The sequence below is a fragment of the Paenibacillus sambharensis genome, from assembly GCF_003233845.1.
In the GTDB taxonomy this organism is placed as follows: domain Bacteria; phylum Bacillota; class Bacilli; order Paenibacillales; family Paenibacillaceae; genus Paenibacillus_I; species Paenibacillus_I sambharensis.
This window is the reverse complement of the sequence record NZ_QKRB01000060.1, coordinates 27,111-38,826: the sequence shown is the minus strand read 5'-3', so window position 1 is coordinate 38,826 and position 11,716 is coordinate 27,111. Positions and strand designations below refer to the sequence as shown.

Below are 11,716 nucleotides of genomic sequence, written 5' to 3'. Positions count from 1 at the left end.
ACTGCGCGTCGGATCTTATTACGTTAATATTTCCCCCACCTGCATAAAGATTCCTTTTTTACCTCCATAGTTTGCTATGAATTCGGAAGCCTCTGGCTTGTTCCACCAATATCAGACAGTAAAAAACCGAAGAGGTGTGGTCTCCGGTTCTGCCTTGGTTTATATCAGTCTAGAGCCAATAAAGCAAGCCGCTTCCTATATTTCTGCCCCAAAATACTTCCATTAAGCTCCAAATATAACCACCCTTGACTTTCCAATTCGATCTGGGTTTTCACTAACATAAACTGTCGTGCTCTACGGTTACACTGTCACTTCTAAATGTCATTATCTTAATGCCCTCTTCTCCTTCAAAGACGATTTTAATGTCCTTCAATGTTGGAGAAGAATCTACATCCGAACAATTAATCTCCATAATAGAATCAGAATCTACTGTATCATTTGTTGAATCTAAGTAATAACTTTGAACATTACCGAAGACCACCTTGATTTCTTTCATCTCATTTTCGTTAGGGCTGTAATTATTTTGTCTCCAATTACACAGAGCGATTTCAAGAACCAGTTTCCCACCGTTAATCTGATTCTTTTTTATTAAGCTATCATGCAAATCGTATTCTTCAATAAAAGCATTTATTTTCATATTCATTCGCCATCCTCAAACACATATGAACATTAACCTTTCTACCCTATAAAAACAACGGCATTTTTGCGCTGAAATGCAAGTGGCAATTTATTTTGAAGCCCTGTTATCCTTTCAAACATTTTATCTTTTTGTTCCTCAGTTAAGTTTTTTGCTGCCCAGTCTTTAATTTGAATGAGTTCCTCAATTATTGATGGCACATCTTCCTCATCTACATCGACACCTGATGAAAAGAGGTCTGTCCATTGCAGCCCTAGTGCTTCAATCGCAGGTTGCCAACACTCTTTAAAAAACGATTCCGTAGCAACTGGAATAAAGAAACTTTTTTCAAAATCATTTTGTGGTTCATGTATTACTACACTTATGGACATTTACCTATTCACCTCCAAAAGTCGCACTAAATTTATAGTCTGGAAATTCTTCTTTGAGTTTATTAACGCTGTTGTAAACAGCTTGTCGCAATTCGGGTGTATCACCGTCTAGTCTAAATACAAACTCTTTAATACCCTTTATTTCTTCAAGTGTCGGTATCTCCTGCGACCCATTCACAGTTGTTCTTGTCGATGTAGCGTTCTCTAGTGCAGAAATCCGATTGCGCGTTTTTGTAAGTATCTGTTTGTTTGCAAATTCTTGCGGTGTTTGTGCAGGTAATCCTGTTTTAGGATTAACCTTATTAAGACCTTGAGCAGACTTATCTTCATAGAAGATCCCTTTGTTCAAGTCAATTTCATCAAACTCACCAAGAGATTCTCCTCTTTGATTAACTATTTCAACCTCTTTTGCACTCTTAATCCTTGCAGCTTTACCCGCTCCATCAGCAACATCATCCCCATGCTTCCCAGCACCTGTGATCGCATCGAGCGCTTCGTCGCCATGCTTGGCAATGCCGCTAACTACATCTTCGGTCCTGCGGAGCCATGGCAAGCCTATTCCTAGCCATGCCATTACCTTATCCCCGCCGGATAACTCCTCACCAGCCATCGTCTTCCCTACTGCTAGCTCAACTAATGACTTAAAGTTGCCTACACCCGGGATAAAATCAAGCCCTGTTGAAATATATCCAATCGCTTCATCCTGAAGCTTTTTGGCCTCTTCACTATGCTTGTCACTCACCCCCTGCTGGCTGGCGACAAACGCTTCAGCGAATGGGTCGTCCTTAATATCCGCCCCTACGTACTCGAAGGTCCGCGGATCGTACCCCAGCGAGATCGTATAGTCCAAAAATTCTTTAATATTCCTATTGAAACGCGGGTCATACACTTTAGCCGCATTGAGATTGCCCCATCGTTCAGCCTTATATCTTCTTAGCAGCTCGTCCAGGTTTTCTTGGTTAACAGAAATGACCTCACCATACCCGTTAATGACCACCATACCTTTACGCTTGTCATCATAATCGTACTTGGCCGCCAGCTCCTCTGGCGTGAACACTTCCTTCTCCGGCAGCAATCCCATGCTGTTCAGCTGCTGCAGCAGGTCGGCTGTATTGCTGAGCGATGCGTACAGGCCCATCATATCCATGGCTGCTGCCTTCTCGCCAATGCCGATATAAGCAATCCGCAGACGATCCAGAAGCGCCCGCGCTTCGATGAGCTGCTGCCTTGCCCAGTCTCCCTCCGAGCCTTCCTTCATCGAGAGACGTACCAGATAGAGATACTGATCTCTATTTAAAGCTTCGAGCATGTCCTCGTCAATGGGCAGCGGTGTCATGACCGTCTTCACCAGCAGCTGTATCTGCCGGATTGTCAGTTCCCCGATTGCCGTCACAAAATTCCCAGCCATCGCAATCAGTTGCTGGATATCGAGCGGCTTGCCATCGCCTGCATCCTTAATCAGGTCAAACAAAGCCGGGATGAAGGCAGTGAGCCTCTTTTCAATCCCCGCAATCTTGAGCTCCAGGTCAGATATACTGATCAGGTTAAAAGCATCGAAATTCGCGGACATCACGCCGATCGTTCCGAGAACCGCTATTCGCTGCTGAATCTGCCTCTCCATGGTCTGGTAGCGGTCGCTGGACTGCCTCATGAAGGTCTCGACGCTCATCAGCTTCTGATGGATGCTCTGCGCATCGGCTGCCGCCTGACTCAGCCTGCCGCCGATCCCGCGTCTGGCCTTGATTTGACCGTCCACGCCGTTTCCAATGCTGCGCACATTGCCCGTCACCGACGACAGTTTGTTCACAGCTCCGCTGTGTAACGTGTTTATACTTTGGGCTACCCCGTCGAAATCTATTTCCAACCGCGACACCCGTTCCACTTCCTTATCCTCTGCCGTACCAAGCCGGTTTCATAAGCATATTAAAGTTCGCTTAATCCCCATAAATTCCTGTATATCCCTGTTAAAATCTTGCTAAAGAAAGAGCAGAGACAAGAAAAAAGCAGCAGCACCCAGAACCCCTGGTCTGCATACTGCTTCGGTTAAATACTGTTTGCGTCAGCACTGCTAGGCACATAGGATTGATCCCGCACCACAACCGTTTCAGGTGTAAAACATATGAGCACATTGCTGCTGTCGAGATTTTGAAATCTGACGTCCCAGCTCGATTCGTCGCTTCCCAGATACTTGGCCAACAGCCTTCTTGCTATAGCAAGATCGAACTCTTTCACTACCGCCTGTCCTCGAAACCCAGCATGAAGCACCTTACCGCTCCTCTGATCATAATCAATGATGCCTATCGCACATGATGGATGCTCTCGAATCCTCCTCGGAAAACTGTCGTTAGCATTGCCGATTATCCAGATGTGAGTCCCATCCCAATCCAACCAGACAGGCGAATCGCGAGGCCCTTCATCGGACAACGTTGACAGATGGGCAAACAGCGGCTGCTGCAAAAACAGCTCCAGATCAAAGCTGCGGTTCTTATCTCTAATGATTTTCACGTTTCACACGTCCTTTAAGCTGCTCAGGGCTTACCCGGCTTTAATCCTCTTCCTGCAGAGGTGACTTGCGCCAATTGTATTTGCTTAGAATATTGATTTCTTGCTCGTCGTACTCGGAATGGTAGTGATGCCCCTCTACGTCCTCTTCATCGATCCGTCAGCTCCAGAACACGCTCCAAGAGATTAATTAGATATTCTTCGCCTTCCCGCCCTTCAGAGGATAACGAGGTGAACGTATACGTGATTACAGCCGCTAAACTGCAGCAAAACAAGGACAACAGCGCAATTGTCCCGATGTCCAGAACCTGACTGCTGGTTGCCAATATAAGGGCGAAAGACCCCGCAAATAATATAACCAGTGACAAAATATCGGTAAGCCCCCTGTACGTCCTAAAGCTAACCATCGTGACGCCTTTCCTTGTCTTAATTCTCCCAATGACCTTGTTGAATACGGGATTGTACATGCGAATTTTCCCGCTCTTGTAACTTATACTGAACCATCCTCGCTTAATCCAGCCCGAGTGGTGCTCACTCCAGTCATCAAAAAGCGTTAAGTCCACACATTCTCTAAAAGCCGTTTCACATTCTTGAACAGACAGCTTGGATATGTATCTTTTCTTCAGTGAAACCACCTGCCAATTAAGACTCAAATATTACGGTACTGCCATACCCGTTATCTGTATTTTACTGCACCTACGAATCTCAAGTAATTCGATAGAATGGTTGATTCGGAAACTGCCCCAGCATATTGAAAATTATACAGTAAAACCACTGCATTAGACTCATTCGGCAACCCTTCTTGCTCTATAGCAATAAATTTCGGGATAATCTCTTCATCATATGAGAATCCTTCAAGTAATTGACTTAAGTCATTACTTGCTTCTTCATAATATTCCGCTTCTCTTACAGCATCGTCATATCTACGAATCTCAAAGTGTTTAGCGAATATTGAAGGAGCAAAATCCCCCTCATCCGAATAAGAAACAGTCAGTAATCTATTCAATTCCTCGAAAGACTGGACATTCCCAACCCAGAGAGATACAAACCCTTCTTTTTCCATGTCAAGCCTCCTACTAACCTGCTGTTTTCAGTATGCATTTTTAGCACATAAGTTTCGATCTTGGTACGTTTTGATGTCGAGGGGATAAGAGAATATAATGTTGGCCAAAACAAAAACCTTGTCTGAGTAACGAACGCTCGACCAAGGTTTGAATAGTACATAGATCGCAGATTTATAAAAAATAATCGGTTTGAGAGTCCATTTTAACTAAAAAGTCTTTAAGTGAACTGGCAATTTTCTCACCAAAGTAATATATAGCACTGCCCTCCTCGTGTTGATCATTATTAAGATCCATTGTCAGATACGTGCCTTCGGAGACCTCAAAGAAAACTAAATAGTTCTGAGTATCGTAAATCTCTCTGTCTGGATCATATTCATAAACACCTTCGCCAAGCATAAAATCTACAATACTTGATGGATCCATCAACCGATTTACCCCACTCTTATTGGGATTACAAATAAAACCATAACCAATTTGTTCGAAAAAGTCTTTTAGCTCTTTCGGGAAACTCGAACCGAGCCTTAATTCGGCATTTTCGATATCATGTTTCTTTAACGGATAAAAAGCATGTTTTTCTTTGTTTGCCTCTGCATCTCCCTCGACAAATATATAATTTTTCAAGAAAGAGAAATCTGACATTTAAAAACCTCCCATTTATTCGAAAATCTCTCTCGCAGGCCCGCCCGACCTATGAATACCACCTTGATGTTGTGTAGGGAACGACGCTGGATGCATATTCCACCAAGTATTTGGCCCGCCATAGCTACTCTCGATAATATGGTGTGCATCATAATTATCTCCTACATTCCTCAATATCTTTCCATCTTTAGAGTATACGGGTTCAGTATATTTGGGCCAAGATTGTCCTGTATTTTGTTCCCATTCACTGATGATTTTTGATCTATTTGCATTAAATTCTCTTCTGTGAAGCGCCTGAGCTTCCGGACTTAACTTAGTGTAATTATTATTTTGCAGAGCATCCTTTAAAAACGCCCTTTGGTTAGATCCAATCGGCAGATCTGTGATAGATTCGATATCCCTAACATAACCCTTATGCTTTAATGCATTGTCGAGATCACCCACGCCCTTAGCAACATCATCCCCATGCTTCCCAGCACCTGTGATCGCATCGAGCGCTTCGTCGCCGTGCTTAGCGATGCCGCTGACGAAATCTTCGGTCCTGCGGAGCCATGGCAAGCCTATTCCTAGCCCTGCCAGCACCTTATCGCCGTTCGATAACTCATCACCAGCCATCGTCTTTCCTGCCAAGAGCTCAATAGCCGATTTAAAGTTCCCTACTCCCGGTATATTATCAAGCCCTGTTGAAATATATCCGATCGCTTCATCCTGAAGCTTCTTGGCCTCTTCACCGTGCTTGTCACTCACCCCCTGCTGGCTGGCGACAAATGCTTCAGCAAATGGATCGTTCTTAATATCCGCCCCTACGTACTCGAAGGTCCGCGGATCATACCCTAGCGAGATCGCATAGTCCAAAAAATCTTTAATATTCCTATTGAAACGCGGGTCATACACTTTAGCCGGATTGAGATTGCCCCATCGTTCAGCCTTATATCTTCTTAGCAGCTCGTCCAGGTTTTCTTGGTTAACAGAAATGACCTCACCATACCCGTTGATGACGACCATATCTTTACGCTTATCATCATACTCGTACTGGGCCGCCAGCTCCTCCGGGGTGAACACTTCCTTCTCCGGCAGAAGTCCCATGCTGTTCAGCTGCTGCAGCAGGTCGGCTGTGTTGCTGAGCGCTGCATACAGGCCCATCATATCCATGGCTGCTGTTTTCTCACCAATGCCGATATAGGCGATCCGCAAGCGGTCCAGCAAAGCCCGCGCTTCGATCAGCTGCTGCCTTGCCCAGTCTCCCTCCGGGCCCTCCTTCATCGACAGCCGCACGAGATACAGGTACTGCTCTCTATTTAACGCCTCCAGCATGTCCTCGTCAATGGGCAGCGGTGTCGTGACCGTCTTCACCAGCAGCTGTATCTGCCGGATCGTCAGCTCTCCAATCGTTGTCACGAAACTTCCCGCCATCACAAGCAACTGCCGGATATCAAGCGGCTTGTCTCTGTCCTTAATCAGGTCAAACAAAGCCGGGATGAAGGCAGTGAGCCTCTTTTCAAGCCCCGCAATCTTGAGCTCCAGGTCAGATATACTAATCCGGTTGAAAGCATCCAGGTTCGCGGACATCACACCGATCGTGCCGAGAATCGCGATTCGCTGCTGAATCTGCCTCTCCATCGTCTGATAGCGGTCGCTGGACTGCCTCATGAAGGTCTCAACGCTCATCAGCTTCTGATGGATGCTCTGCGCATCGGCTGCCGCCTGACTCAGCCTGCCGCCGATCCCGCGTCTGGCCTTGATTTGACCGTCCACGCCGTTTCCAATGCTGCGCACATTGCCCGTCACCGACGACAGCTTGTTCACTGCTCCGTTATGTAACGTGTTTATACTTTGGGCTACCCCATCGAAATCTATCTCCAACCGTGACACCTGTCCCACTTCCTTGTCCTCTGCCGTACCAAGCCGGTTTCATAAGCATATTAAAGTTCGCTTAATCCCCATAAATTCCTGTATATCCCTGTTAAAATCTTGCTAAAGAAAGAGTGGAGACATGAGATAAGACAAGAAAAAAGCAGAAGTTCGCCATTTCCTAGCGTGCTTCTGCTCTACTCCTCCACCACATCCAGCCGTTCCAGCTCCGATGCCTGATCGACCTCATAGCGGTCCCACTTCACGTTCAGCCTGCCAAGGCGGCGCTTCTCCCGCCACTGCCGCAGCTGCTCCTCCGTCTCCAGCCGGAGCTCGGCCACTTCCTTCGCCCGCTGGAACATATACGCCGAGGTCAGCAGCATACTCTGCACGCCGTGCCCGCCGGGGACGATCGGCGGTCGCCTAACCTTCCACTCTTCAACCTCCAGCTTCACATACAGCTCCGTTGGCGCACCCCGGCGCAGCGGAATCTCATGGATCTGTCCCTCGGCAGGATGCTCCACGACTTGATCCGCCCGTAATACCTTACGCCCGCCTGCTCCGGACCGAACAGCGTACTCGACTGGTAGATGCCCACCACCTGCAGGTTCGCCAAATCCCCATGCCGCACAAAATGCCGCAAAGGCACATGATAAAATCGATGCGTCAGCAGATCCTGCAGCTGCTCCCGACGGCTGAGTGCTCCGACGAGCACGGTTTTGCCGCTCATTTTATCCGCATAATAGGTGTCCGTCCCTCTTGGGCGGGTCGACCGCTCATAGGCCTTCTCCGGGCTGTCCATAATGAGCTCATCCAGAAACTCCTCCACAAGCGTCGTCGCACTCGGCAGGAACGGCAGCGCCCCCACATTCACCAGCTCAATACTCCGGTAAAAATCATGCGCCCGGTACTCCTCCTCATTCGGATACGGGAACAGTACATACGCGCCGAACATCGTCCGCTCCGCCTCCGGCTGCCCCTGCTCCCGGCTCGCCTGATACACAATCGCATCCCGGTACCGGTGCATCGTGTTGATGTCCTCCTCTTGAGGGCCTGGCGTCTTGTAGGTGCTTCGGTAGGACGTGCCCTCATAGGCCGGGTTGATCCGGTACTTCGCGTCGAAAATATATTTGTACTCCACAGCCGCATCCTGCTTCTTCAGCGTCAGCACATTATCCGGCTTCTGCCCCACCGTCACACTCTTATCCCCTGGCGGCAGACCATTATAGTACAGCGTGAACACTTCTCCGTTCCTCGGGTTCCGGTACACCATCTTGGAGTCACGTGCCCGCTGCAGCGTAACGAACAGGCCGCCTCGGTTCAGCTTCACCACATCCTGCTTGACCAGCTCGTACTTGCGGCTGAGCAGCTCGTGGATTTTCAGGAAGCACCAGTACTCGTACAGCTGCGCCAGATCCTTCATCGACAGGCGGAACAGATCGTCCTGGATCGACAGCCCCTTCATCAGCATCAGGTAATAGCGGTACACATCCCGGTAGCCCGGCGCCATCTGGAGCACGAGCGTCACCGTCATCTGGCGCATCTCGCCCACCCGCAGGAAATCCAGCTTAAGCAGCCGCCCGATATCGCTCTGCATCCGGTTCAGCTTGTTCATCAGGACTGGGTCAGGCGCCCGGTCCTTCTTGTTCAGCAGCAGCTTCATGCTGCGCAGCCGGCGTTCGATCCGAAGCAGCACCCAGCGGACAAAACGATTCTCCATCGTGTCATAGTCCACATGACGCTTCGTCTCCAGCACATGGGTCGGCGTATAGCGCTGATTGCCCAGCCGCAGCAGACCATTCTGGTTATCCTGAGCGAGATAATGAGGACGTTTTGCGAGAAAAGCGATATTTTCCCGGCCAGCCTTCTTCACCCGTGCCGCGTCCACCAACCGATTCTCCATCCGCATCCGGTGATGAGGCGCGCTCTGCATCCGCTCGATCGTCTGCACCAGCTGCTGGAACACATGCTGAAGAATCACGAAGAACTCCGTCATACTCTGGTGGCGCGTCTCCCGCAGGCCGGTGAGCTGGAACGTTCTGCGCAGGAAGTCGAACGACAGATTATAGATCTGTCCATTCACCTCATGGAGGATCGCCTCGTAGTCCTTCTGGTAGTCCATCTTGGATGGGAAAATCTCCAGCTGCAGCCGGAACACCGGCTTGCCGTCTCGCCTAAGCTCAAGCTCCGTATAGCCGACCTCGTTCTGAAAATTCAGCACCCCGCTGAGCAGCCGCCGTCCCTTCGGAAGCACTGCTTCGCGCACATGCTGGTTATCGTGGTAGAACGTGAGCGCCACGTCATCCTCCAGCTCGACCACAAGCTCATAGCCCTGCGTTTCAAAAAATATCGGCGGACACGCATCCCCCGCCTGCCAATCCGTCAAGGCTTGCTGCTCCGGGTTAAAAAGCGCGATCGAGCGAAGCTCGAGCCCGCTGTGCAGCGACTGCGGCTGCAGCCGCGCCTCCACCCATCCCGCGTCGTCCCGGCGGTGCAGCTGCAGCGCCTCAACTGTCGGGTGAAATGGCTTGCCCTGCAGGTACAGATTGAACCAGTTCGTCTCGATGCGAAGCAGCTCAACCGTGCGGTTAGGAGAGCCAGTATGAGGTGAAGCCATCTTCATCCAACCTCCGCAGCATAAAGACGATTTTGCGGGCGGATTGCGCGTAGGCCGCTCCTTCAACCGCTTGGTCTACATTCCTCCACAGACTTGAAGCATCCTCTTCAAGACTGCTCATATCAAGCCTTCTTGCTGATCCCAGCGTGATCTGAAGCAGCTGCAGGAGCACCTGCCGCACAGCCTTATTGCTGCCTTGGATGCGAGGAAGGATTTTCTGCAGGAGCTGATAATCAAAGGCTTGCTCACGCGTCATCAGCCCAGCCTGCTCGTTGTAGATCAGATAGAAGCAGATTGCGTCCCGAATCCGGAAGCCAACATGCGAATGAATCGACTCAAGAATATTGTTAATCGCCACAAGCTGCTGCGTCGTCTCTTCAATGAGTGTCTTGTACGTCGGGTTATAAGCATCCGCCAGCTTGAGATAGCTAGAACGGAGAAAATCATTCGGTGCCAGCTCAGCCTGCGCTTCCTCCTCGGTGACAGACGGGTACTCGTTGTTTGTCTAGTTTAGTAAGTATCTTCCCAGTATAATGCTCCTCATTTTCAATCAAATGTAGACAACTCCATATCAATAATTACACCAAATACTTACTTAATTTTAATTTTAAGTAATAATATTAATACTCCTGCTTGCTTCAACTTATGCTCGTCACTCATTTTCTTTTCGAGGACGAAGGAAGCAGGCTCAGAAATCCAGCCTTCACCAAATGTTTGAAAGTAACCTTGCTAATATTATGCTCCTTCGAATAGGCAAATAATCTTTAACTAACTGTATCGATCCACATCGGTAACTACAAGAATAGCTGGTAGACTGACCGAAGGGTAACCAATCACAATTCCGCCTACTGCGGAACCAGGATGTACAAAAGCCTTTCCTTTTTGACCTGAATATTTTATCCTATCATTTATCTTTATACCAGACTTAGTAACATCTAATTTGACGCCATTATAATAAATGTTAGCACTCTCAATAGTGATTCGATCAGGCGTATCAAAACGAACAGAATATAATATCTTTCTGCTTGCTTCTCTAATTGTTAGTTTGTTACCTTTAAACTCTATATCCCAGGGTGATATCGAATATACAAGCTCATTATCATATATCTGGAGAATTAATTGGTTGTGTCGATCAAAAACATTTGCATGAATTAATAAATTAGTTCCTTCAATGCGGAAACCTAACAAAGACACTCCATCGATCATTATCATTGATACTTTTATATCATCTAATTCCTCTGAAGTATTAAACTCAGTGATATTCGACCCTATGTCCATAATACAATTATTTCCACTATAATGGAAAATGTACGGTTTGCTCGCCTTATTTTTAATATTATAGGGTTCTTTATTCGCTTCTATTATTCTTGTTCGTGGAAGAAGTTTGTTGGTTACTTCTTTATGGTGTTGGTCGCATAATAAGGTAAGATCCTCTGCAACATGCTCCCTTACAACAGCCCACTCCTTTATATGATCATACTCATATAAAGGATTCCCGCACACAACACAACCATATCCGCACCTCTGACGAACTTCCCGCTTTATATCTTCAGGAATTGGCGGTCTTCCATTACCTTCAGACATTGCGTCCCCCCATGTTCATTCTTTGTAATCAGACTTGTTCCTTGACTCGAAGCATTTTTCTTCTCACTCCATGGCATCGAGCATATGCATATTGCAACGAGGCACCCAAAGTTTCAATGATCTTTACATTAAACAGTAGATTCATAGAACAAGAGCTGAAAGTTGATGTAAAACGTAGCTTTGTATCGTTAAACTTTCTTGGAATAGCGAGGCTTGCAGCACATCCGCTCCCTTGCTCTCTATCGAGACGCACATGCAGATTCACCAAATCCATTCCGCACAATATGCCGACGCAGCGGCACATGATAAATCCATCCCTCTCGGGCGTGTCGACCACTCATAAGCCTTCTCCGGGCTGTCCATGATGAGCTCGTCCAAGAACTCCTCCACAAGCGTGGTCGCACTCGGCAGTAACGGCAGCGCCCCCACATTCACCAGCTCAATACTCCGG

General features: G+C 47.9%; 13 protein-coding genes. All 13 read right to left on the bottom strand.

Going from position 1 to position 11,716, the window contains the following annotated elements; all coding sequences use genetic code 11:
* Positions 1-274: 274 nt before the first annotated feature.
* The 13 genes from DNH61_RS24870 to DNH61_RS26550 all read right to left on the bottom strand — a co-directional run bounded on the left by DNH61_RS24870 (position 275) and on the right by DNH61_RS26550 (position 11,700).
* Positions 275-637, bottom strand: coding sequence for a hypothetical protein (locus DNH61_RS24870; protein ID WP_111149665.1), 363 nt, complete (start codon positions 635-637; stop codon positions 275-277).
* A gap of 41 nt (positions 638-678) precedes the next feature.
* The gene (locus DNH61_RS24865; RefSeq protein WP_111149664.1) at positions 679-1,008 is read right to left on the bottom strand and encodes a hypothetical protein; all 330 of its coding nucleotides are present in this window, start codon (positions 1,006-1,008) and stop codon (positions 679-681) included.
* A gap of 4 nt (positions 1,009-1,012) precedes the next feature.
* Positions 1,013-2,815 (bottom strand): pre-toxin TG domain-containing protein, encoded by a 1,803-nt coding sequence (locus DNH61_RS24860; protein ID WP_181438865.1) that lies wholly within the window; start codon positions 2,813-2,815, stop codon positions 1,013-1,015.
* A 236-nt stretch (positions 2,816-3,051) separates the two neighbouring features.
* Positions 3,052-3,513 carry a pyridoxamine 5'-phosphate oxidase family protein gene (locus DNH61_RS24855; RefSeq protein WP_181438864.1) on the bottom strand — a complete coding sequence of 154 codons (462 nt, stop codon included), beginning with the start codon at positions 3,511-3,513 and terminating at the stop codon, positions 3,052-3,054.
* Positions 3,514-3,659: 146 nt separating this feature from the next.
* Positions 3,660-4,073 carry a hypothetical protein gene (locus tag DNH61_RS26555; protein ID WP_181438863.1) on the bottom strand — a complete coding sequence of 138 codons (414 nt, stop codon included), beginning with the start codon at positions 4,071-4,073 and terminating at the stop codon, positions 3,660-3,662.
* Positions 4,074-4,186: 113 nt separating this feature from the next.
* A complete protein-coding gene (locus DNH61_RS24845) occupies positions 4,187-4,573 on the bottom strand; it encodes an immunity 22 family protein (RefSeq protein ID WP_111149661.1) in 387 nt (128 codons plus the stop codon).
* A 172-nt stretch (positions 4,574-4,745) separates the two neighbouring features.
* Positions 4,746-5,213 carry an SMI1/KNR4 family protein gene (locus DNH61_RS24840; protein WP_111149660.1) on the bottom strand — a complete coding sequence of 156 codons (468 nt, stop codon included), beginning with the start codon at positions 5,211-5,213 and terminating at the stop codon, positions 4,746-4,748.
* Positions 5,214-5,228: 15 nt separating this feature from the next.
* Positions 5,229-7,085, bottom strand: coding sequence for a pre-toxin TG domain-containing protein (locus DNH61_RS24835; RefSeq protein WP_111149659.1), 1,857 nt, complete (start codon positions 7,083-7,085; stop codon positions 5,229-5,231).
* A gap of 176 nt (positions 7,086-7,261) precedes the next feature.
* Positions 7,262-7,588 (bottom strand): hypothetical protein, encoded by a 327-nt coding sequence (locus DNH61_RS26895; protein WP_245948320.1) that lies wholly within the window; start codon positions 7,586-7,588, stop codon positions 7,262-7,264.
* Positions 7,516-9,681 carry a restriction endonuclease-like protein gene (locus DNH61_RS24830; RefSeq protein ID WP_245948319.1) on the bottom strand — a complete coding sequence of 722 codons (2,166 nt, stop codon included), beginning with the start codon at positions 9,679-9,681 and terminating at the stop codon, positions 7,516-7,518. Before DNH61_RS24830 ends, DNH61_RS26895 begins: the two co-directional genes overlap by 73 nt.
* A complete protein-coding gene (locus DNH61_RS24825) occupies positions 9,653-10,039 on the bottom strand; it encodes a hypothetical protein (protein WP_111149658.1) in 387 nt (128 codons plus the stop codon). Before DNH61_RS24825 ends, DNH61_RS24830 begins: the two co-directional genes overlap by 29 nt.
* Before the next feature lie 410 nt (positions 10,040-10,449).
* Positions 10,450-11,265 (bottom strand): HNH endonuclease, encoded by an 816-nt coding sequence (locus tag DNH61_RS24820; RefSeq protein ID WP_111149657.1) that lies wholly within the window; start codon positions 11,263-11,265, stop codon positions 10,450-10,452.
* 261 nt (positions 11,266-11,526) lie between these two features.
* Positions 11,527-11,700: a hypothetical protein gene (locus tag DNH61_RS26550; protein WP_181438862.1), complete on the bottom strand. Its 174-nt coding sequence runs from the start codon at positions 11,698-11,700 to the stop codon at positions 11,527-11,529.
* Positions 11,701-11,716: the final 16 nt, after the last annotated feature.